The organism is Paraburkholderia sp. WS6, assembly GCF_030464835.1.
Classification (GTDB): domain Bacteria; phylum Pseudomonadota; class Gammaproteobacteria; order Burkholderiales; family Burkholderiaceae; genus Paraburkholderia; species Paraburkholderia madseniana.
Genome location: NZ_JALQCK010000006.1, coordinates 183,898 through 206,253, shown reverse-complemented (window position 1 = coordinate 206,253; position 22,356 = coordinate 183,898). Strand labels below are relative to the sequence as shown.

The 22,356-nt window shown below is 61.1% G+C and carries 22 protein-coding genes; 7 read left to right on the top strand and 15 right to left on the bottom strand.

The window, feature by feature from the left end; genetic code table 11:
- Window positions 1-265: 265 nt before the first annotated feature.
- Window positions 266-1,186, top strand: a complete 921-nt coding sequence (locus tag M0D64_RS10060) for a LysR family transcriptional regulator (protein ID WP_266257501.1) — start codon at window positions 266-268, stop codon at window positions 1,184-1,186.
- Window positions 1,187-1,345: 159 nt separating this feature from the next.
- On the opposite strand, the gene M0D64_RS10055 is transcribed toward M0D64_RS10060, so the two are convergent.
- The 5 genes from M0D64_RS10055 to M0D64_RS10035 all read right to left on the bottom strand — a co-directional run bounded on the left by M0D64_RS10055 (window position 1,346) and on the right by M0D64_RS10035 (window position 5,099).
- Window positions 1,346-2,536, bottom strand: coding sequence for an NAD(P)/FAD-dependent oxidoreductase (locus M0D64_RS10055; RefSeq protein WP_266257499.1), 1,191 nt, complete (start codon window positions 2,534-2,536; stop codon window positions 1,346-1,348).
- Entirely contained in the window at window positions 2,533-2,700 is a 168-nt protein-coding gene (locus tag M0D64_RS10050; protein ID WP_093639504.1) for a rubredoxin, read from the bottom strand. Before M0D64_RS10050 ends, M0D64_RS10055 begins: the two co-directional genes overlap by 4 nt.
- A gap of 49 nt (window positions 2,701-2,749) precedes the next feature.
- On the bottom strand, window positions 2,750-3,826 hold the full coding sequence (locus M0D64_RS10045; protein WP_266257498.1) for an aromatic ring-hydroxylating dioxygenase subunit alpha: 1,077 nt from the start codon (window positions 3,824-3,826) through the stop codon (window positions 2,750-2,752).
- Window positions 3,827-3,998: 172 nt separating this feature from the next.
- Window positions 3,999-4,499 carry a GAF domain-containing protein gene (locus M0D64_RS10040; RefSeq protein WP_266257497.1) on the bottom strand — a complete coding sequence of 167 codons (501 nt, stop codon included), beginning with the start codon at window positions 4,497-4,499 and terminating at the stop codon, window positions 3,999-4,001.
- A 177-nt stretch (window positions 4,500-4,676) separates the two neighbouring features.
- On the bottom strand, window positions 4,677-5,099 hold the full coding sequence (locus M0D64_RS10035) for a molybdopterin-binding protein (protein WP_266257496.1): 423 nt from the start codon (window positions 5,097-5,099) through the stop codon (window positions 4,677-4,679).
- Between the two features lie 249 nt (window positions 5,100-5,348).
- Between M0D64_RS10035 and M0D64_RS10030 the strand changes: the two genes are divergently transcribed.
- The 3 genes from M0D64_RS10030 to M0D64_RS10020 all read left to right on the top strand — a co-directional run bounded on the left by M0D64_RS10030 (window position 5,349) and on the right by M0D64_RS10020 (window position 8,906).
- Window positions 5,349-7,010, top strand: a complete 1,662-nt coding sequence (locus M0D64_RS10030; RefSeq protein ID WP_266257495.1) for an SH3 domain-containing C40 family peptidase — start codon at window positions 5,349-5,351, stop codon at window positions 7,008-7,010.
- A 149-nt stretch (window positions 7,011-7,159) separates the two neighbouring features.
- Window positions 7,160-7,636 carry a VOC family protein gene (locus M0D64_RS10025; RefSeq protein ID WP_266257493.1) on the top strand — a complete coding sequence of 159 codons (477 nt, stop codon included), beginning with the start codon at window positions 7,160-7,162 and terminating at the stop codon, window positions 7,634-7,636.
- A gap of 61 nt (window positions 7,637-7,697) precedes the next feature.
- Window positions 7,698-8,906 carry an MFS transporter gene (locus M0D64_RS10020; protein ID WP_266257492.1) on the top strand — a complete coding sequence of 403 codons (1,209 nt, stop codon included), beginning with the start codon at window positions 7,698-7,700 and terminating at the stop codon, window positions 8,904-8,906.
- An 86-nt stretch (window positions 8,907-8,992) separates the two neighbouring features.
- On the opposite strand, the gene M0D64_RS10015 is transcribed toward M0D64_RS10020, so the two are convergent.
- Together M0D64_RS10015 and M0D64_RS10010 are read right to left on the bottom strand one after the other, a co-directional pair.
- A complete protein-coding gene (locus tag M0D64_RS10015) occupies window positions 8,993-9,796 on the bottom strand; it encodes a transglutaminase family protein (RefSeq protein WP_154562199.1) in 804 nt (267 codons plus the stop codon).
- A 114-nt stretch (window positions 9,797-9,910) separates the two neighbouring features.
- Complete coding sequence (locus tag M0D64_RS10010) at window positions 9,911-10,819, bottom strand: transglutaminase family protein (RefSeq protein ID WP_266257490.1); 909 nt, start codon at window positions 10,817-10,819, stop codon at window positions 9,911-9,913.
- A 486-nt stretch (window positions 10,820-11,305) separates the two neighbouring features.
- On the opposite strand from M0D64_RS10010, the gene M0D64_RS10005 reads away from it, so the two are divergent.
- Entirely contained in the window at window positions 11,306-12,025 is a 720-nt protein-coding gene (locus M0D64_RS10005) for a glycosyltransferase (RefSeq protein ID WP_266257489.1), read from the top strand.
- Window positions 12,026-12,209: 184 nt separating this feature from the next.
- Here the strand turns inward: M0D64_RS10005 and M0D64_RS10000 are convergent, their stop codons facing one another.
- From M0D64_RS10000 to M0D64_RS09970, 7 genes are all read right to left on the bottom strand, one after another.
- On the bottom strand, window positions 12,210-12,482 hold the full coding sequence (locus M0D64_RS10000; protein WP_266257488.1) for a hypothetical protein: 273 nt from the start codon (window positions 12,480-12,482) through the stop codon (window positions 12,210-12,212).
- 266 nt (window positions 12,483-12,748) lie between these two features.
- The gene (locus M0D64_RS09995; RefSeq protein ID WP_266257487.1) at window positions 12,749-13,024 is read right to left on the bottom strand and encodes a hypothetical protein; all 276 of its coding nucleotides are present in this window, start codon (window positions 13,022-13,024) and stop codon (window positions 12,749-12,751) included.
- Between the two features lie 477 nt (window positions 13,025-13,501).
- The gene (locus M0D64_RS09990; RefSeq protein WP_266257485.1) at window positions 13,502-13,777 is read right to left on the bottom strand and encodes a hypothetical protein; all 276 of its coding nucleotides are present in this window, start codon (window positions 13,775-13,777) and stop codon (window positions 13,502-13,504) included.
- Window positions 13,777-16,170, bottom strand: coding sequence for a DUF6531 domain-containing protein (locus M0D64_RS09985; protein ID WP_266257484.1), 2,394 nt, complete (start codon window positions 16,168-16,170; stop codon window positions 13,777-13,779). Before M0D64_RS09985 ends, M0D64_RS09990 begins: the two co-directional genes overlap by 1 nt.
- Before the next feature lie 427 nt (window positions 16,171-16,597).
- A complete protein-coding gene (locus M0D64_RS09980) occupies window positions 16,598-18,232 on the bottom strand; it encodes an HdeD family acid-resistance protein (RefSeq protein WP_266257483.1) in 1,635 nt (544 codons plus the stop codon).
- Between the two features lie 169 nt (window positions 18,233-18,401).
- Complete coding sequence (locus tag M0D64_RS09975; protein WP_266257481.1) at window positions 18,402-18,755, bottom strand: hypothetical protein; 354 nt, start codon at window positions 18,753-18,755, stop codon at window positions 18,402-18,404.
- 238 nt (window positions 18,756-18,993) lie between these two features.
- Entirely contained in the window at window positions 18,994-19,917 is a 924-nt protein-coding gene (locus M0D64_RS09970; RefSeq protein WP_266257479.1) for a recombination-associated protein RdgC, read from the bottom strand.
- A 216-nt stretch (window positions 19,918-20,133) separates the two neighbouring features.
- Between M0D64_RS09970 and M0D64_RS09965 the strand changes: the two genes are divergently transcribed.
- Window positions 20,134-20,682 carry an ester cyclase gene (locus tag M0D64_RS09965; RefSeq protein WP_266257478.1) on the top strand — a complete coding sequence of 183 codons (549 nt, stop codon included), beginning with the start codon at window positions 20,134-20,136 and terminating at the stop codon, window positions 20,680-20,682.
- An 87-nt stretch (window positions 20,683-20,769) separates the two neighbouring features.
- A complete protein-coding gene (locus tag M0D64_RS09960) occupies window positions 20,770-21,090 on the top strand; it encodes a hypothetical protein (RefSeq protein WP_266257477.1) in 321 nt (106 codons plus the stop codon).
- A 14-nt stretch (window positions 21,091-21,104) separates the two neighbouring features.
- On the opposite strand, the gene M0D64_RS09955 is transcribed toward M0D64_RS09960, so the two are convergent.
- A complete protein-coding gene (locus tag M0D64_RS09955) occupies window positions 21,105-22,355 on the bottom strand; it encodes a glycosyltransferase (RefSeq protein WP_266257476.1) in 1,251 nt (416 codons plus the stop codon).
- Window position 22,356 lies beyond the last annotated feature (1 nt).

Sequence of the window (22,356 nt, the reverse complement as noted above, 5' to 3'; positions counted from 1 at the left end):
CACGTTCCTCGCCGCAATCGTTTCCCTCGGTGTATTCCCCGATTCCGGCAGCGGCATGCCCGTCATCGCGTACATCATAAAGCGCTCGCTATAACCGGGATACCCCGCGTCCCATGACTCAACGTGCACCGGCCTTCGACGCCTTCGCACAGGGCTTCGCCGGATTGACGATCGTTATATCCGTCGATATATTTCGCTCGCGATCCTTAGATAGAAAACCGCTGCCCCACTGCATGGATCCGCACGAAACAGGGTCCCGTTTTTCATGTCCAAGGAAATCATCGATTCGCACCTTCTCAAGGTGCTGCACACGCTTCTGACCGAATCGAGCGTGTCGCGCACGGCAACGTTGCTCGGACAATCGCAGCCGACCGTCAGCGTGGCGCTGCGCAAACTGCGCGACATGACCGGCGATCCGCTGCTGGTGCGCAGCGGCAGTCGGATGGTTCTCACCGCGCACGCGCTCACGCTGATCGAACCCACGGCGCAGGCGCTGAACAATATCGCGGCCATTCTGCATCCCGCCACGTCGTTCAATCCGGCCACCACCAGCCAGACCTTTCGGATCGGCTCGCCGGATTATCTCGATGCGTTCTTCGTCCCCGCCGTGGTCGACGCGTTTCATCGCGAAGCGCCCGGTGCGAAGCTCGAGTTCAGGCATCTGATGATGGTGGACGGCGGCTACGAACACGGCCTGGAAAGCGGCTTTCTCGATCTGGTGATCGGCAACTGGCGCACGCCACCAGAGCATCTGCATTTGCAGCCGCTGTGCAAGGACGAACTGGTGTGCCTGATGCGCAACGGTCACCCCGTCAAGCCGGGGCGGCTTAGCAAGCCCGTCTACGAAGAAGCGGAACATCTGGCCGTGATGACGTACAACACGACGTCGTGGGGCACGGTCGACGTCGAACTCGCGCGCAATGGCCTGTCGCGCACCGTCACTACGACGCTGCCCTACTTCGGCATGGCGCCCTACGTTTTAGCGCGTTCCAATCTGCTGTTCACCACCACGCGTGCGCTCGCCACGCACTACACCAAGATGCTGCCGCTGCGTATCGAGCCGATTCCCGGCGAGCCGCAGGCGCTCACCTACTATCAACTCTGGCACGACCGCACGCATCGCAGCGTCGCCGCGATCTGGCTGCGCAGGCTGATCGCCAACGTCGCGAAAGATCTGGTTTCCTAAGCGTTTGCCGCCGGCACGCACTTCTTTCAAGCAGATAAAAAAACGCCGCAAGCAGAGCTTGCGGCGCGAATGCGATCATCGGATGTGTTGCAGGTGACAGGCCCTTAAAACACCGAGCGATCACAAAGTAAGGTCGGTCAGACGGAAGATTGTTATGGGTTAGCTAGTCGCTACTGGCCCCTCTGTCATGGCCTTGATCAGGGCGGCCTTGCCCTCGATCGCCGCGCCGAGCAAGGCGAAGCCCAACGGACGCTCGCTGGTTGCATGCCGGCACACGGCGCGCGCTGCGTGTTTCGCAGCGTCGCCGGCGGTTTCGATCGACCACGCGCCCTCGCCCTCGGGCGCCACGACGACGGCGGGACTCGCGGGCGTCTTCACGGTAATCGGCATCACCGGGAAGGCGACGCGGGTCGGCTGCCCGGCCAGGGTGCGAGCGAGCGCTCGTGCGGCGTGCATGATCGGCAGGACATACGGCTGCACCTTGCCTTCGATCGCGGCACAGTCGCCGAGTGCGTAGATATCCGGCGCACTGGTGCGGCACCACGCATCGGTTCGAATGCCCTGAGCGATCTCAAGACCCGCAGCAGCAGCCAACGCCGTACGCGGCACGAGGCCGACTGCCGACACGACCAGATCCGCGACGATCGGCTCGCCTTCGGCGAACGTCAGCCGGTAACCGTCCGACAAGCGGTCGATACGATCCACACTGCGGCCAGGATGAAAACGGATGCCGCCATCGTCAAGCGCGCGGGCGAAAATCTCGCCCACGTCTTGCGGGAGCAAGCGCGCCAGCGGCGTCGAAGCCGGATCGATCAGACTGACCGCATAACCGGCGGCTGCCAGATCGTTGGCAAACTCGCAGCCGATCAGACCCGCGCCCAGAATCGCCACCGAGCGGCAACGCGTGAGCGCCAACCTGAAGCGCGCGTAATCGCCGAGGTCGTTGATCGACATCACGTCGGCCGCGCCATCACCCGCCACTTTCAGGCGCCGTGGGTCCGCGCCCGTGGCCAGCACCAGCTTGCTGTAGCCGAGCAACGCATTGTCGACCACCAGCGTGTGCTCGGCCGGCAAAATGCGCTCCACACGCTGATTGACACGAATCCACGCGCCCAACTGCGCCGCCATCGCCATGGCGTCGAAACTCGCCAACGCCTGCGGCTCTTTCTTCATCGCCAGTGCATTCGACAACATCGGCTTCGAATAGAAGCTGCCGTCGTCGCGGCTGATCATCACGATCGGCACCGTGCTATCGAGCTTGCGCAATTCACGCGCAACCGTATAGCCCGCCATGCCCGTGCCGACGATCACCACCGGCTGTCCTTTGTCCTCATGCTGAGCGGCCGTCATGCGATCACCTGCATTTCAAAGTCGTGCTTGCCGGTCGCGCAGTCCGGGCACAACCAGTCGTCCGGTACATCTTCCCAACGCGTGCCCGGCGCAATGCCCGCTTCCGGCAGACCCAGTGCTTCGTCATAGCGAAAGCCGCAGATCACGCATTCCCATACTTTCATGGCTTCTCTCCCGAATCACCAATCACCCATCACGAACCTGCACCGCGAACTAACGCACATAGGCCTGGCCAAGGCCGATCTCGGCCAACGCCCGACGGTAGGCACCCGACGAACGGTCGGCGAGAATCGGCGCTTCCGCTGCGCGGTCGATCGGCAGATCTTCCGGGCGCTGCTGTTCGACGATCGCACGATCTTCTTCGAACACCTGACGGTTGAACGCGTAGACGTCCTCGAGCGGCAAATCCTTATCGAAGTTGCGCACGATCGGCACGAACAGACGCGTCTTGCGCGCGGACACCGGGCTCGCGGCATTCAGGATCGACAGGCGGCCGTTTTCGGGAAAGTGCACGGTCAGGCGCGCAAAGAACGGCACGTCCACGTCGAAGAAGCGGTGCCACAGATAACCCTCAGGCGCGCGATGCTGCATCGATTTCGGGAAGTTGCTGACCGTGCTCACGTACTCCGCGTGCATGCCGCGTTCGCGCCGCTCGACCGAATACTGCGGCACCACCGGGTTGTGCCGGTCGGCAAAACTGTCGTGGTGAATCCACGCGAAATGCGCGACGTCGATGAAGCCTTCGGTCTGACGTCCCGCCGAAGCGTTGATGTCGATCGAGGGCGGCAGGATCTGCTGGAAGTCGGGATCGTCCCAGTTGGGAAATGTAGGCAATGCTTCGGTGCCGCCACCCAGCGAGACCCACACGAGGCCGTAAGCTTCCTGCGTCGCATACGTGACGAGATGCAAGCGCTCGGGAATCGGGCCATCCGTTTGCGACGGAATGTGCTTGCACTTGCCGTCGTTGCCGTACGCGAGGCCGTGATACGGGCACACGATATTGCCGTTATCAACCCACCCCTGGCTGAGCGGCGCGCCGCGATGCGGACAGATATCGCGCGCGCTCACCAGTTGGCCATTCGAGCGGAATACGACCAGAGGCTCGTCGAGCAGCGTCACGCTGATGGGTTTGTCGGTCACGTCGGCGGCGAACGCCACCGGATGCCAGTAGCGGCTGAGAATCTCCCAGTCGTGGCTATCGAAGGTGCAATGGCGGGGTAAAGCGGGGGAACGTTGGAATGTCAGCGGCCTGGTGGTGGCGGCGGTGGCAGTAGCGGTGGCGGAACTCATGCATGTCTCCAAAACCTGGTGGGGGTTCGTCGCGCTCATGTGTTTTCTTGAGCGCGTGGAGAGAACGATAGCGGGATGAGGTCCGCCGACCCATCCCCTGAAATGCATCTAGTCTATGTATGAAAAAGCATAGGGTGCCACCGCACCGCTGGATCAGCTCTGCCTGAAACGCCTAGGCTGCGCGCGGCAGCGCGGCTTCGATAAACACCGCGCACAGTGCTTCCATGCCCTTCGCGTCTTCTTCATCGAAGCGCGCGACGACCGGGCTGTCGACATCCCACACGCCGATCAACGTGCCGTCCGGCGCGACGAGCGGCACGACGATTTCCGATTGCGACGCCGAATCGCAGGCGATATGACCGGGGAATTCATGCACGTCGCGCACCACTTGCGTCTGACGGGTTTGGGCCGCCGTGCCGCACACGCCCTTGCCGAGCGCAATGCGCACGCAAGCGGGCTTGCCCTGGAAGGGCCCGACCACCAGTTCGCGGCCGTCGTAAAAGTAGAAACCGGCCCAGTTCAGATCGCTCAGGGAATGGAACACGAACGCGGAGAAATTCGCCGCATTGGCGATCCAGTCGGTTTCGTCGGCGAGCAGCGCGCGCGCCTGGGCGACCAGTTCTTCGTATTGCGCGGCCTTGGGGAGATGCGAGGCGGAGGAGACTTCGAACATGACGGCGTCCGTAATGAAAGCGGAAAGAGGAACAGCGAGGCGTGCAGTTTAAATCAAGCCGCCGTTTCCTTCACGGCACGCCGCGCTGCGCATGCTGCCCTCTTTCCGTTCGATCTACGTGCGACCTGACAGCGTTGTCCAGACGCCAAGCCTGCGAACAACGCCATGCATCGATCGTTATTCGACGCCGATGATCACGCTCGATGCCTTGAAGATCGCCGTCGCCGCTTTACCGCTCGCGAGGCCGAGGCGGTCGACGCTTTCATTGGTGATGATCGCGGCGATCTGCGCGCCGCCCGCGCTGATGGTCACTTCCGAATTCACCGCGCCCTTGGTGACCGCCGACACCGTACCGGCGATGCAATTGCGTGCCGACACCTGGCTCTTCGCCACGTCGACCATCACGATCACCGACGACGCCTTGACCAGCGCAAAGGCCTTCTTGCCGGCAGCGAGGCCGAGCGACGTCGCGCTGCCGTGCGTGATGATCGCGATGATCTCAAGACCGTCCTGGGTGCGCAACGTGACTTCGTCGTTCACGGCACCGTGTTTGACTTCGGCGACTTCGCCGGCGAATTGATTGCGTGCGCTGGTTTGCATGTTGTTCTCCTGGTTGTGGAGCCTCGTGAAAGACGCTTCGAGGCGATGTGTCGAGTATAAAGAAACGCCCGGCCTGGGCGGCCGCTTGCGCGTGAAGTGCGGTATGGCACAGGCGCTATTGACGATTCGAACCTCAATGAAACCACATAAACGTTGTGTAAATACACTCATGGCGCCGCAAGCGCACAATGCCCCGCCCGTCGCGCGACACCGTATCATCGTGCCCTTGGACCATCACCGTCGAACTCCATGCCTGTCGCCGTCCTGCCCCGCTTTGCCGCACGCTTGGTCACTCGCGTGGCCGCCCAATTGCCGCACGCCCGCCGTGCCGCCACGCTATGCGCCGCGCTCGCAGCCGCCGCTACCTTCACTGCCTGCAGCAATCCGTCGCCGACCCGCGATGCCCATGCGCGCGTCGACACGGTCGCGCTGTTCCCGATCGCCAATTACGACCAGAACGTCGATCACTGGCTAGAACCGGACAGCCCCGGCTACGACCGGCCGTTCCTGAACCCCGCGGATCAGCAGGCGCACTTCAGCGCCCTCTACGCACGCTATTTCGGCACCGGCACGACCGCGCCGTCTCCATGGAATTCCGCTTACGTGGCGATGCGCGTCTATCGCCAGCAAGGCGCGGACATTGTCGCGCTGCAGCAGCGCCGCATCGACAAGTTCGACAACACCGGCAAGAGCGGCGCGGCGCTCGGCTACGGCGAGAATTTCCGTCCGCACGACAAGGCGTGGATCGACGCCATCGCGCAAAACATGGAGGTCGGCCAATTCACGCAGGAGCCCGTCTACAAACCCGAACGCCGCGCGATCGCCACCAGCAACCTGATGGTGCGTGAACTGCCTACCACGGACCCGTCGTTCTACGATCACCACCTCGCCGGCGAAGGCTATCCGTTCGACAACCTGCAGATCTCCGCAGCACGTCCAGGCACGCCGCTATATGTGCTGGGCAGCAGCGTCGACGGCGCGTGGCGCTACGTGCAGACGCCCGACGTGCAAGGCTGGGTGCGCACAGAAGGCGTCGGCCTGACCGACGACACCTTCGTCGACACGTGGCGCGCCGCCACCGCGAAGTCGCTGGGCGCCGTAATAGTCGCTTCGGCGCCGGTGCGCGACAGCCGCGGCGTGTTCCGCTTCGACGCGCCCGCCGGCACGCTGCTGCCGCTCGCCCCGGACCACGCGACGCAGCCCGCACCACATGCAAATCAACCCGCGAGCGAAGCCGCTGACGCCCCGGCCGCCCGCAAGCTCCTCGTCCCGGTCCGCGATGTGGACGGCCACGCGGTCATCCGCACCGCCCAACTAAGCGATGCGCAGATCGCCCCGATGCCACTCGCCGCCACCCCGCGGCATCTGGCGATGCTGATGAAAACGCTGATCGGCCGGCCGTACGGCTGGGGCAATAGCGGCCTGTACAACGACTGTTCATCGGAGCTGCAAAGCATCTTCGCGGCGTTCGGCGTGTGGCTGCCGCGCCATTCGTCGACGCAGATGAGCGCCGGACGCATGATCGATCTGTCCGCGTCGACGCCGGCGCAACGGCTCGACTACCTCGCCCAGCATGGTGAACCGTTACGCACGCTGATCTACATCGGCGGCCATGTGATGCTGTACATCGGCAACACGACCCGCAACGGCAGCGCGGTGCCGGTGGTCTACCAGGACGTGTGGGGCTTGCGGCCGGCCGACAACAGCCGGCGCGCGGTGATCGGCGGCTCGGTGATCCTGCCGCTGTTCGAGCACATCCCGGAAGATGCGACCTTGCAATCGCTTGCGGCGACCCCGACGTTCCAGATCAGCATCCTCGGCGCGCCGGGCGGTGGCGCGGCGACGCCTTCGACCCCTTCCACACCTTCCACGCCCGCCGCGCCGCCGGACGACGACAATCCGGCCGGCTGAGGCACCGTATCGCACCGCACGGGTGTGCTTAAAAAATATTTTTCCCGGAGTGTCGATTCAACGGTGCTGCGCTCGTCGTAACGTTGAAGGCCTGGCTCACGCAGCCGGTCTTTCAACTCACGAACCTGTTACTTCAAGGAGTCGCCGTCATGTCCAGCCCCGCTGTCAAACCGATCCCGGACGGGATGCACTCGCTTACCCCGTATCTGATTTGCGCCAACGCCGCGGAAGCCATCGCGTTCTACACCAAGGCTTTCAACGCCGTCGAGCAATACCGCCTGCCCGGGCCGGGCGGCAAAGTGATGCACGCCAGCCTGAAGATCGGCGACTCCACGCTGATGCTGACCGACGAATGGCCCGACCACAACGCGCTGGGCCCGAACGCGCTGAAAGGCACGCCGGTCACGATTCATTACTACGTGGAAGACGTCGACGCCAGTTTCAAGCAGGCCGTCGAGGCCGGCGCGACCGTCGCCATGCCGCTTGCCGACATGTTCTGGGGCGACCGCTACGGCCAGTTGAAGGACCCGTTCGGCCACAGTTGGTCGCTCGCCACGCACAAGCGCGACCTGACCCCGGAACAGATTCAGGAAGGCATGCAAGGCGCGGGGTGCGGCGCGCAATAAGCCGCGGCCCTTCTATCTTTGATAGGATCGGTCTCGACCCATAAACGGCGGGACATGAACGGTGCGCGTCAACCATCAGGCTTTCTTCTGCTCGCTGTTTGTCGCCCGTCTCGCCGATCAGGTCCTGCTGTTCCTCGTTCCACTCGTCGTGTTTCAGACGACGCACCAGGTCTCGTGGTCAGGTCTCGCGTTTTTTATCGAAACCCTGCCGCGTTACCTGGTCTTTCCCTTCTTCGGCGCCTTGTGCGACCGGATCTCGCCGCTCAAGCTGATGCGCGTGAGCCAGACCGTGCGAGCACTGGTGTGTTTCGGCGGCGTGCTGGCGTATGTGCTGTTTGGCGGCATCGGCTGGTTGATCGCGCTGTCGGCATTGTGCGGTGTACTCACAAGCCAGGGGTTGGTCGCACGCGAAGTGATGCTGCCGCAAATCTTCAGTACGCAGCAATTCCAGCGTGTCCTCGCCTACTCGCAGTTGGCCGACCAACTGGGTTTTGTACTCGGCCCGATGCTAGCCGCAGTGCTGCTCGGCTTGTGGCGCTGGGAGTGGGTGGTCGGCGCAACCGGCGTGCTGTTTCTGCTTGCCGATGCGGCGCTGATGCTGTGGCAACACACCAGCGGTTTCCGCGCCGGCGATCCACCTCCCACTGCGCCGGGTCACTGGACGATGCCCCTGCGCATCGCGCTGCGCCATGTGCTGGTACTGCCCGGCCTGAAAAAAGTCGTGCTGCTCGCCGCAGCCGAAAATCTGGTGATCGGCGTGACGCTCGCGACATCCGCTGCGATGGTGACCGGCTTTCACGCGCAATCGAACCGCTACTATGCCGGCCTGCAAACCGCAGGCGCCGTGGCGACGGTGCTGATTCTCCTGACGATCGCGCGTAACACCTGGCCTGCGCAGACACTCGGCCGGGTCGCGTTCATTTCAATCTGTGCCGGCGGCGTGATCGCCGGCGCGAGTGCGGCGCCCTGGGGCTATGCACTCGGCTTCCTGCTGATTGTCGGCTTCGACAAGATGTTCAATGTCTACATCCGCAGCGCAAGGCAGAAAATCATTCCGCCCGAGGACTACGGCAAGACAACCGGCGCGGTGATCCTGTTGAACAACATGACGCAACCACTCGCCGGTTTGCTGGTCGGGGTGTTTTCGGCGCGCGCACAGACCGGCTTGCTGATCGTGGCGCTTTCAGTGGCGATGGGCTGCATCGGCGTGGCGGTGTCGCTCGGCTCGGCGCTGTTGCGACGCAAGCGCGCGCTCGCGCTTGGTGAATGAAGCCGCGCACGCCTGGTCGGCCGAAATTGCCCGTGCTTTGCGCACGGCGCCATCGGCACAAAACCGCCACGGGAGGCGAATGAATCCTATATTGCCTCACAGACAACATCGAACTTCATTAACTGCGTCGCCCCAAACGCATTGCTGATCGCGACGTCGGCGGCATCTCTCCCGCGCGCCATCAAAACCCGCCCCGTACGCGGCACATTGTTCCGCGGATCGAAGGTCTGCCAGCAGCCTCCCACATACGCTTCGAACCACGCGGCGAAATCCATCGTCGCATACGGCGGCGGCGTGCCGACATCGCTGATATAGCCCGTGCAATACCGTGCGGGGATATTCATCGCCCGACATAGCGTCACGGCCAGATGCGCGAAATCCCGGCACACGCCCTTCCTCTCCTGCCACGCCTGCCACGCGGTCTTGGTCGGCCGCGCGAAATCGTAGCCAAACACAATGTGCTCGTGCACGTAGTTGCAGATCGCATCCACGCGCCCGCGCCCGAGCGGCATCTTGCCAAACGTCTGCCACGCAAATTCGGATAGCAAATCAGTTTCGCAATACCGGCTGCCCAGCAGAAACACCAGCGTATCGTCAGGCAACGCCTCTACCGGATGCTGCTCGGTCAGCGGCGGCCGCCGCTCAGGCTCGGACGACACCTCGAGCACCGCGCTTGTCGAAAACGCAATCAGTCCCTGTGGCGCCACGATCCGGCTGCACAGATTGCCGAAGCCGTCACGATACTGGCTGATCGGCACCGGCGGATTGACCGCCAGCAAATCCGGACTCAGCACGTCCTTCGCGTGCGAATAGTGCGTGTTCAACATCAGCATCATCGGCGTCGGTTGCACGCACTCATAGACCAGCTCGTAGCCAACGCGCAATTTCATCGCGACGCCCTCTTCCAGTTGAAACATTCAGTTGACGCGCCCGGTGAGCAACCTGAGTTGACACTCCCAGCTAACACGTTCGATTTGTGCAAGCCCAGTCATCCGGCTCACCCCTCACTTTCCTTCGGTCACGCTCACATCGACCTGCAAACCGCGAAACGAATGCGGCGCGCCATGCCATGTGCCCCACAACGGCAACGCCTGGTAGTAGTTCCACGCCACCGCCACCCGAATCAGATGGCGATTGCCGACGATGCTATTGGTCGGGTCGAAATCGACCCAGCCGGCGCCCGGCAGATAGATTTGCAGCCATGCATGCGTCGCACCGCCGCCTTGCACCGCATCGTGCTCGGGCACGTCGGGCACGAACAGATAACCGCTCACAAAGCGCGCCGCGAGGCCGAGCGAGCGCACCGCATCCATCATCAGCACGGCGAAATCGCGGCAACTGCCGCTGCGGTTGCGCAAGGTGTCGCCAGGACGGTGCACGCCCTTCTCCGTGCGCCGCACATAGAAAAACGTGCTTTTTATGTCGAGTGTCATCGCACGCAGCAACGCCATCGTGCCGCCGGTGCCGCTCTTGCCGCTCGCGCCGCCGCTGCCCGGCACGGGAACGAAGCGCCGAGCCCATTCGTCGACATCGCGGTCCGGATACTGGCGGCTGCGCGCGTTCACGAGATCGGACGCTTCCTCGTTGGTGTACGCGAACGGCCAGTTCACCGCGTACGGCTCGAGCGCGTAGTCAGGCATGGGCGTTTCGAAGTGTTCGAGCGTCGCTTCGCTGTCGAAGCGCAATTCGCTCGCCTTGCCCGTGAAACTCGCCACCGCCACGGAGTTGTCGAACACGTCATGCAGCCAGTGCAGCCGCGACGGCGTCGGCGTAATCACCAACCGGTTCGTGACGAGCCGCAGGTCGTGGCTGGCGCGTGGGCGGAACATCATCCGGTGTTCGCCGAACCGCACGGGTTCCGAGTACCGGTAGACGCTGACATGACGCACCGTGAAACGCTGTGGCTCAGTCATCTGACAGGCCGATGGATGCAACTGGATTCGTCCTGAGCATCACGTTCACGCTGGTAAAACCCGCTGCCGCAGCAGGCGCTGGGCGCCCGGCACGGTTTGATTCTGAAAGAGCCACGACCAAGGTTCGGCGTGGTGAGGTGCTGTCATCGACAAGCTTTCGCTTTGAGCATACACCCGCCATATTGGTTGAAATCACTCATTTGGGCGGAGGTGGCGCGCTCGCGGAAGTTATCAACAGAATCTGTTCGCGAATTTGGGCGAAAACCGTCCCCAAATGAGGCGATACCCCTCCGTACAAGGCTTTGCGGGCGACGCGCGGAGGAAATTCCGTCCCCTGCACTCCCGCAACGATCCATTCCCCACACGCTGCGGCGTGAGGAAACCACCGTTCCCTCACAGAAGAACTGACCTACATAATTGAGATAGTTTGGTGCGGGTTGCCGATAGATATAATCCGCCATTCGACCAATCCGACAAACAGCCTTCATGCGAGTCGCCGTCATTAGCGCCTACTATAAAGAGCCACGTCACGTCTTACGACGATGTCATGAAAGCGTTCTTGCGCAAGCAGGTAACGTGACCCACTTTATGGTCGCCGATGGATTCCCTGCCTCCGAGGTTGATAGCTGGAAAGGTGTGGTCCACATCAAGATTCCCAATCACGCCGACTACGGGGATACACCTCGCGGTGTAGGTGCCGCTTGCGCGGCCGCGAATGGATTTGATGCGATCTGTTTTCTTGACGCCGACAACTGGTATGCGCCAAACCATGTCGAAACGATGCGCAGGATTGCCGAGGAAACGGGTGCACAGGTAGTCACGGCGACTCGAACGATTTTCACTGCCGACGGCCGTATGCTCGGCATCTGCAAAGAATCCAACGGCGTCGATTTCAACGACACCAACTGTTATTTCCTTGCGCGCTCCGCCTTTCCTGCATGCGCGGCATGGCTATTCAAGGACGTGCGCGAAAGCATCAGCGGCGACAGGGTATTCTGGAACGCCGTGCAAACCGGTGGCTACACGCGAGTCCACTCAATCGCGCCAACCGTCAACTACGTGAGCACGCTCGCATTTCACTACGAGATGTTCGGCGAAATTCCCCCCGACGACTCAAAGGTCATTGCGAAACTGCCGGGTAGCCAGTATTTTCAGATGTTTAGTTACGCGCAATATAAGGCGATGGGCGAAGCACCCGGCCGGTAGTGACCGTCGTGCTGCTTCAGTTATTCCGGGAAACTGCCAGACATCCGGCAGGCACGGGCTTGGGTGCCGCCGGACGGTTGTGGTAGGGGACGCTTGCACTTCGCCTTCGAGCATCAGCGGCGCCGCTTCCGTTCCCTCGGGGCCATGACCAAACGTCGGTCGGGTGGCACTTATCCTCTGGTTGTTACTCTTCCGACGACTTGTCGATCGGTTCTTCTGTGAACGTCATATATTTCTTGATTTCAGGCTGACCCAGCGCGATCGCATTGAGCATTCCAACTCCAAGCTGCCGCGCAAATTCGTCGTCCAGTTTGAAATCTTGTTCATCAGCCATCACCACGCCCATTCTCCCTGCAACGAGCGGGGCAAGTCTGTTTGGATCAATGGTATGCACAATTAGCTGCTGCAGATCTTCGTTGTAGGTCAGAACCACGGAATACGGCGGATGTTTAGCCATCAGGGCCTCTGCACTCTTAATAGATTTTGAATACCCTCTGCTTAAACAGTGGGGCTTCCCGCTTGCTGCTCGCCCGAAAAGCGATCACATTGCAAATAACGATTTGAGCTTCATACTGCACGAAGCATTCGCATTAGAACTCTCCGGCCGCGCGCAGCCAGACGGTGTGACAAAGAGGCATTCGAACTTCTTCTGGCCTCGGCCCCATTCCGCCTTTCAGGGCAACAACAAAACGTTAGTCGGTAACGCCACTCAACTTGCGCTTGCTACTCATCCGATGACCTGTCGATTGGGTCCGGCGTAACAGTCATGTATTGCTTGATTTCAGGCTGACCCAGCGCGATCGCATTGAGCATTGCGACTCCGAGCCGACGCGCGAATTCGTCGTCAATCCTGAAATCGAATTCGTCCAGCAGGACCGGCACTTCGAGTTCTCCAGCCAGAACTTGGGCCACCCTAGCCCGTGAAACAGATTGCACAATCAACCATTGACGATCTTCGTCGTAAGTTACTACGACAGAACATGGCGGAAACTTAGTCATCAACGACCTCTGCAAGTTTGATAATCAGCAAACGCCGGCTGTTTGCACAGCGCGACGCCACGCTTGCCGCCCATTGGGTGAGCGATCGAAGTGCACAAACGCACGTTGCGCGCGTGCGCCGCAAAGGCATCGGCTCTGCCACGGCTTCGCGCCGAAGAAAACGAGAATCAGTGAAGCACAGCGGCCCCGAGCTCACTGACTGTTTCTGAACGACCGCGACGGCGCGCGAAACGCCACCAAAAGAATGACTGCTGTGTCAAAAGCGCCGAATGCGCGTAGCACGGATTCCAGATACACCGCCGTTTCCTCCACGCCAAGGCACCCGCCTCAAAACTAGCGATGTGAGCACGCTTTCTTTGCGCCTGTTTCGCAAGAGGACTTGTGATAGGGGATAGTCACGAAGCCTCAGCCCCGTTCGATCCCCTTCAATGCAATGGCCAAACGTCAGCCGGTAACGCTGCACAATACTCTGGCCAATTACTCTTCTGACGGCCTGTCGATTGGGTGCTGTGTGAGATTCAGGCATTTTTTGACGTCAGGTCGGCCTGCTGCGATCACATTGAGCATTGCCACTCCAAGCTGTCGTGCCAATTCGTCGTCAAACTCGAATTCTTCTTCGTCCAAAAAAAACGGCACTGCCATTTTTCCGGCGACGAGCGGGGCCAAACTCGCCGAATCCACGGCTTGCATTATCAATTGGCGAGGATCGTCGGTGTAGGTAAGAACCACGGAATACGGCGGATGATTAACCATTAATACCCCCTGCACTGTTGATATCTGTCAAACGCGTTCTCTTTACACAGCGCATAGCTTCGCAGGCCTCTCGGTTTAGCAACCAAGATGCAAAAATCCAAGTCGGCCTCATACGCTGCATGACATTTAGCCTCATGGCCTTCGCGGCCACCACACTTTACCATTCCACCATCACCGCTCGCGGCACCGAAGAGAGCGCTGTAAAGCATTGACCTCTTCGCAGAGCTGGTCAGATCTGGTACGAGAGCAGGATAAGGAACTTGCGACTGATCGCTCAGCATCAGTTCCGTTGTCTCGCCCCAATTCGGCAGTGATTCGCTCAGCTCACTACCATACAACGTTGCCGTCAACTTGGCTTTCCACGCCACATAACACTCAACGCACATGTCTGGAACGAAGGCTCCAGCATCAGACTTGATTCCCGTGAGCATAGGCGGCGGCGCAACCGGGTCATTGCCCAACTCCCAGTTGGTCAGCCACACACCTAGTTCAGCGTCGCTGATCGGCTTCCACCACGCGCCGTTTGTCGAGACCTTCGCTGAACGTGACGACACCGTGCCATTCGCACCATACTGATAGTCGACTGCCAGTACGCGGGCGAGTCCGCCATTTGCCAGACTTGCCGGTTCGTTATACTGAAAAGACTTTACGCGACCGCGCTCATCGTAAGCGATGCTTGCCTGACCGCTATTACCTGCTATCTGTGTTGCGCGATTCGCGGCGTTACGTTCAAGCGTTCGCATCGTCCACCCCGACACGGTGTCCTTTGTCGTCGCTATGTTGCCCTTGACGTCGTAGGTATAAGTCCAGTCCTCAAGCTTCAGGCCGTCCTGGATGACAGTGGCTGACAGAAGGCGGCCCGCATCGTCGTAGCGTGCGCCGACTGTCATCTGACTACCCGTCCCGACCGCTTGCAGCCCCTGTTCGCCCGTCAGGTCAGTAGTTGCGCGCTCCGCATAGCCCGTGACGTTGCCTCGCGAGTCATAGACGAATGCGCGGACTTTGCCCGGTGTAGCGACCAGATGGGGACGCAGTGAGCTGTCATCGTTGTACTCAATCGTCGTTACTGTCTTCTTCCCCGCAACTGTCGCAACGGCCTTCGTTGGCCGGTTGGCGCTGTCCCACGTGTACTGGGTATTCCCATCAGGGGTCTCTCTCTGTTTCAGATTCCCCGCTGCATCCCACGCGCGCGATACCGTGCCGCCTGGTGTAGCAATTGAACGAGGGCGCCGCGTATCCAGAACATCAAAGGTGTACGTGCTCCTGCCAGCCATGTCGCTGAGCGTCGTAAAGCCGGGACCGTAGCTGAGCGACACGTTACGCGTCGTGTCGGGATGACTGACCGAACTTGCACGTCCGTTGGAATCGTAGGTCCACGTTGCAACCCGCGAACCGGATTCGTCCTTTACACCTGTCAATGCGTTTGGAAAGCGGGTGTCCTCGTACAGATACTGACGGACGTGGTCATATGGCGCAGTTACCGAAGCAAGATTGCCCTTTCCGTCGTAAGCATATTCCGTGGGCATTCCCAAAGGATCTACCAGGGTAACGATACGGTCGTTACTGTCGTATTCGACACGGATTGACGTTGCTGTTCCGGCTATTACGTTATCCGCCGGCCACTGGGCGATCACCGACAACCGCTGCCTGCCGTCATACATGACCTTGCGGATCACACCCGTACGGGTCGTTTCGGAATAGAACCTACCGGTGGTATCCGAGTAGGCTTCTGTCGTACCAAGCAGTTCGTCCTTCAGGTAGAAGTATCCGTCGCCAGCTTTCGTCAGCTTGAGCCAGCGATTTCCTGGCACGACCCACGCTCCGCCAATCCATTTGAACATCAGAGCTTGCTGGTCACCCCGATAAGCAACAACATGCGGCACGCTCGCGTTGAGCCCAAGCAGATCGAGCCTACGCTGCCAGTTATTGACCCAGTTGCGGCCCATTACTGTCTGCGTGGTGTCATAGGGCTTCGAAAGATACGTGCGCTTAAAGACGAGTGGAAGCGTGTCGCCGCTCGCAAAGTCAGCCTCGGAAAGCATGACGATGCCCTTTGCCGGCAACACCGGGTCTGCCACCGGGCAGGAATCGTCGGACTGGGGTGGAGCCGGTACGCCGCCGCAATAGTCCGCTATCCAATTCGAGGCATTCGGACAGTTGTAGTAATTCATTCCGTTATATGGATCGTCCGGGCCAGTCGACGTAGGCGAAGTTCCCGCGACCTGGATAGCGCAGAGCGGGGTGCCGGGGATTCCAAGGGATTTCTGATACGTCTGCATGCATTGCATGTAGTCGGCCGCGTTTGCGGCAAACGCAGCCATAAGCAGCATGAATGCGGCAAACAGGCGTGCCGCCATACGTGCCGGATTCTCACTAAGTCTCTTATTTTTCATAGTCATCCTTATTGGTTTACTTGGTTGACGCCCAAGCACCCTATAAGGAGGATTCCACCCCCGCTATCCGACAATTCCTAAAATCAGGCCTCTCTTATGCCCGTACAAACATCGCCTTCAAACCTCCTACGCAATTCGTAGGGAGTTACGCAAGAGCCCGTCAGTCATCAACGGGCCGCAGAGAAAAAACCAGAACGTCAGACGCGGAATATCCGTACGTGAAAGTGAAGTGATTAGTCGCTGCCACCTAAACGCGGGGCGACCGGAAGTGAAGAGACAGGGCGCGTAGCACGCGCCCGAAAGGGAGATAGGTAGCGCAAGAAAACGCGAGGCGACTAATCGCAGTACAAACTGCGATTTAAAGATTCAGACCCATGAAGAATGGGCTAAACCTCACTGGCGAACCACCCGAACGGCGACCTCAAAGTTATCCCCAGTTTCCGTTCATAAATCTGTGCATAACTATCCGGCAAAATCGGCAAGCTCTTGATACGTCTGCTGTTTTTACCGCTACGTTCGAAGTTGGGCAGGCCAGGCATCTGGCCGTGTCGTGCGATGGTTGTGGCGGAGTTGCGGCTCCATCGCGGCTGAGACCGCGTGATTGATGTGCTTGACGCGCTTGACGCCGGCGTGCGGCGCGGCAGATTCGACGGCGAGGTGCACCATGCCCGCGTCCGGCTTCCTGTGAGGCCGGCGCGCCGCGCTCTTCGTCGCGCCACTCCTGCCGCGAACGCACCATTCTGCGCACGGCGAGGCGCGCCATCTTCACCCAGCCCGACGGACGCGGGTCGGCGAGCATGCTGAGCGCGCGGGCATAGTCGAGCGTGAGGCCCGGTGTCCACGCCATCGTCGCGGCGCGTTTGCGCAGTTGCGCAGCCACCCACAACTCCGGCGTCGTCATCACGCGCAGAAACGGCCGCCATCCGCCGAGGTTGCCCCATACCCGCGCCGACGCGCCTTCGATCGCCGCTTCCAGCGCGCGCGATACGCTGCTCGAGCAATTGCGGTGTGTCAGGTTGTAGGTCGTGTCCTGACGATAGGTGTCCCAGAAACGGCGCAGGCGCGCGGGATCGTAGTTGCGTATGCGCACCTGAACCGTGGACGGACACCACGCTTTCGATTCGGTCGGGTAATCGGGCTGAAATACACCGGGCACGTCGTTCTCGCGGGTCGCGCGCAGGAGCCGCGCGAAATCGTCGGGCGAGCGATCGATCTCGACGCCCGGATACAAGCTGATGTAGATGCCTTCAGGTGATTCGAGCGCGGCATGCCCGGTCGATATCACGCCGTTACGATCCACCGCCGCAATATAACGATCGACGATCAACTGCCGCCGCGCCTCGCCCTTGGCCGAGCCCACCGGCGTCCACACGTGCACGGTCAACGCGTCTTCATCGGCGCTGGGCGGGCCGTCCCATTCCACCGCGCTCAACCGGCCGGAAACGGCCGCACTCGCGGCAGAATTGGCTGCATCCGCGCTTGCATCATCCGACGCCACCGCGGGATTCGACGCGAGACGCCGTACACGCGTACTCAGCAAAATCATGTTCCAGCCGCCGAATATCAGACCGAGGCCGAGACAGTACGGCACGGTGCCCACATAGTGCGTCGGATAAGGCTGGTAGAAAAAAACCGCCAGCGCGATTTCAACGCCCCCACCGATCATTGCGAGCCGCCAGGTGCGATAACGAACGACCTTCGCGGAGACGATCTGCAGCAGACCGTCGGCAAGAAAAAGCGTGCCGAAGATCATCGACAGAATGAAGTTGCCGTGATGATGGCCGGCGAGGATCAGCGCCGCCGCGAAGCAGAATGCGATGCCCTTCACATAGCGCAGCGTGCGTTGCCCGCCCATGCCAGTCCACGCGACGGTCAGCGTAGCGAGCCCTTCGAGCAACAGCAACAGCGCAAACGGCGTAATCGGGAAATAGAGCGCGCTATCGAGCGCGTCGATGAACACCACCACACCGAGCACGAGGCTCACCCAGCCGATCAACTGCAACGAGCGCCAGCGCGCGCGTAGGTAATCGACACCCAGCAGGATCATAACCAGTCGAACCATTGCAAGCCCTCCGTGATCGATGCGCCTTTCTGAACGCAATCTTAACCATATTCACGGCGCTGGCGCGAACGGGTTCGGTGTAGCGGTGGTCTGCGCGTGATGACGCTTTCACGCAGCGCCGCTTCGCGAATGCATCGCGCATCGACACCGCACGATCGCAGCAAGATCCTCAGACGTACTTGTGGCGCTCATGCCGATGCGCCTTCGACGGACGGGCGCCGCGCTTGCTCGCACTCGCGGCCGCATGCGGTTCATCATCGTGCGGCGAGATGCGCGGGGTGGCATAAGGACCGTTCGGCAACACGGCGGGGCTTTGCGGGGTTGCCGCGCTTTGTGGCGCAGTCGATGAAGTCTGTGCAGCGGGCAACGGCCCCGTTGCGGCGTCGATCACCTTCTGCAATTCGTCCTGCGCGTACGCGGGCAGCGGCGCGGGTGGATACGTCGCGTTGGCAGCCGTGGCAGTGGATGTGGCGGAGACGGCACAGGCAAGGCCGAGGGCGATCATCAAGTGGGCGATTTTCATGGCGAGTCCTGGTCAGGATGACGCGACCCGCATGATGGAAAACGTGGCGCGCGTCAATGGATCGGAAGGTTCCTGACGGCTTGCACCGTCAGCACAAACAGTGTGACGGTCGGGACATGAAGGGTAAATTTCATTAAGCCAGATTCAGATAGCCATAATCTGGCTTAATAAGCGCCGGCGCGAAGCATTCTCGACGCGCCGGCCTGCAACGGATAAACGCAGCTCAGGCGAATGTCACTCAGGCAGCCGCAGCTTGTGGCATTTCCACGCCCTGCTCCCCACCCAATGCGTCGTGCAGCTCGCACAGCATGCGATCGAGTTCGGCGGTCATCAGCGTGACGTCGGAATCGAAGCGCTCGTCGTCGTTCTGCGCGGTGGGGTCGCTCGCTTCCTTGAGGACGTCGAGCGGCGCGATGCGCTTGATTATCAACGAAGGCGTCAGCACGAACGACACGCGATCGTTCCACGTCATCGCGAGACGCATGCATTGCTTGCCGGCTTCGATATGACGGCGCATATCTTCGGCATCCAAAGTATGTCCGACGTAGCGCACCGTCGCGTTGCCTTCCGTCGGCGAGCGCAATTCGGTGTCCTGGTCGAGCGTGAAGCCCGCCGGACCCTCGCCGGAAAGCAGCCATCCGGTCATCGCCGCCACCGGAGATTGCGTGACGCGCACGGTGCCGAGCGGCAGTTGATCGATCGACTTCACCAGCAGGCCGCGCACTTCGTCGGCGACCGCTTGCGAGCCCGCGTCGATCACGAGCCAGCCGTTCCTGGTATCGATCCACACGCGCGTATCGCGACGGATGCTGAAGGCGCGCGGCAGCAGTTCGTCGGTCACCTGCTCCTTGAGTTCGCGCATCTGCTTGCGGCCAGGTTTGAAGCCCTGCTGCTCTTCGAGTTCGAGCGCACGCGCCTTGGTCACTTGCGTGACGACCGAAGCCGGCAGCAGTTTCTTTTCGGCGCGAAACACCAGCAGCATCTGGCCATTGAGCGAATACACCAGCGAGTCGTTGTCGCGCGGCGACGCCCAGCCGTGGCTTTGCATCTCGACGCTGTTGCCGGGCGCGAACGCGTGCGGCGCGAGCCATTTCTCCATTTGTTCAGGGGTGACGGACCACGGAGCGGGAAGACGGTGCAACTGAAGGTTTTTGAACCACATTGGCGGGGTCTTGTATGGGCAAAGCGCGTCATTCTATATGACTCGGAGAAGATGACGTGGTCGGGCGCGTGCCCGCACGCTCGGTGCCGACGCGACGCCACCGCAACGATGATTTTCAAATAAAACCCGAAAATCATTTAAGCAACAGACCGATTATCAAACATAGCCGTTAGCCAGAGAATGCGTTTCATCAAATCAACTTCTCCGGAGCGTGTCATGTCCCCAACCTTCATTTACAGATTTGCCAGTCACGCGCTGCTCGCAGCGGGCCTCGCCGGCGCCGTGAGCGCACACGCAGCGAGCGCTGACACCTTGCCAGTGCCCCATCACATTGCCGTCGACTCCGCTTCGGCGAAGAGCGCCGCGATCGTGCGGACCGCGCGTCGCTACGCCGCGTTCTGGAATACTGGCGACGAGGTCTACGCGAAACTCGCACTGTCACCGGCGTTCGTCGACCACACCTTGCCGGACGGCCGGCAGCAAGGTCCGAGCGGTCCGTTGCAGGCATCGAAGGGATTTCGCGCGGCGGTGCCTGACCTGCACGCCGAAATCGACGACCTCGTGGTGGCGGGCGATCGCGCATCGGTTCATCTGCATTTCTATGGGCACTTCACCGGGCAGTTCCAGAACCTCAAAGGCAATGGCCAGACCGTCGACTTCCAGGCTTTCGATCTTTATCGCGTGGAGGGCGGCCGCATCGTCGAAAACTGGCACCTCGAAGACAATCTGACCCTGCTCAAACAGCTCGGGGCGATCAAACCATAGTGGTTTAGCCCCATCAGTCTTGAGGCGCGCTTTACGTTCAAATCACCTAGACTTTTTGAGAAGCGCACGACAAAGACGGAGGCGGCCATGGCCGATGAAACCGCACCTTGGCAGATGGTGGAGTACGAGGGTTTCGAAATTCACGTGGCGCCCTTCCCGAAAAATCCGCCCGACGAAACGAAGCCGTCGGCCGCGCCTGATAACCGCTACACGTATGTCGGTTACGTGTGCCATCCGGGCGCCGATCCGGCCATCCCAGGGCATGCAGTGCCGTTCCATCCGGATGGCGAAGAGAGCTTCGCCGGCATGGAAGAGGCGCTCTACGAAGGGGTGCATGTGGGTCGCAGCATCGTCGACGGCACGCACCCGGATTTAACGGTGCTGCCGCTGGTGACGGGCGGGGTGTGAACCTCGCTTGCGGTTCAGCGAGGCGTTTGCACGCTCGGCGCGTCCTGCTTCGTCAAAAGGCGTAGCGCGAGGTCCAGCATCCGCTGGTTGGCGCTTGCGGGCGTGAACGTCTCGACTTTTCGCAGTGCCGCCTGCACGAGACTCTGGCGTAGCTCGGTGTCCTTGAGTAGCCGCTCGATTGCGCGCGCCATCGCGTCCACGTCGCCTGGCGGCACTAGCAGGCCGGCCTTGCCGCCCTCCAGCAAATCCCGCGGACCGGTTGGGCAATCCGCCGAAAGCACCGGTGTGCCGAGCGCCATGGCCTCGCCGAGCACCATGCCGAAACCCTCGTAGCGGCTACTCAATACGAGCAACTTCGCCTGACGGATATAGGGCGGCGGATTGGCACAGAAACCCAGAAAATGCACCGAAGCGCCGATGCCCAATTCGTCGGCGAGTTGCTCGAGTTCGCGCCGGTCCCGCCCCTCGCCGATCAGGACGAGCACCGCTTCGCAGCGGCCGCCCTTGCGTACCTGAGCGTAGGCTCGCAGCAGCGTCTTGTGGTCCTTCTGACCTTCGTCCAGACGCGCCACCGAAACGATGAACGACTCCGCCGGACGTTCGATCTCCGCGCGCGCCGCGCGCCGCAGTGCGTCGACGTCGATCACATTCGGCAATTCGACAATGTAGAGGCCGGTTGCCGAAAAGAGTTCTTGCGCCTCGTTCAGCATGGCGGGGGTCAGCACGGCGATCGCCGAGTAACGCGAATAATGCCTCACGCGACGGGCGACGTAACGCTCGCTCTTGCTGCCGAGCCGCGCCGCGAGGCTGAAATGGCTCACGCCGAACCAGGGCACGTCGCAACTGCCCGCCAGATGGCGCAGCGAAAAATCGAAATCGCAGATCAGATCGTGCTGCTTTGCGAGACGCCGCATACGAAACGCCGCCAGCGGCCGGATGGCGCCGTAGGTCAACAGCTTGTGCAATAACTTCACGCCGACACCGAGTCTGCGCCGACGAGCCGCCTGATGAAGCACGTACATCCATTTCGACGAGGCAAGGACGTGCACAGGCACATCGGCGGGTATCGACTGCGCGCGCCAGAACGACAGGTCGTCGGTCGGATAGGCCACCGACAGGCTCGGCGCGAACAGCCGCCGGTCGAGCGTCTTCAGCCAGGACAGCAGCGCGGTCTCGGTGCCGCCTTTTCCGAAATCGTTGATATGAAACAGGATGCGCAGCGGCGGGCGGTCAGCTTCAGTAGCGTGAGGGTTCGCGTTCGTCATC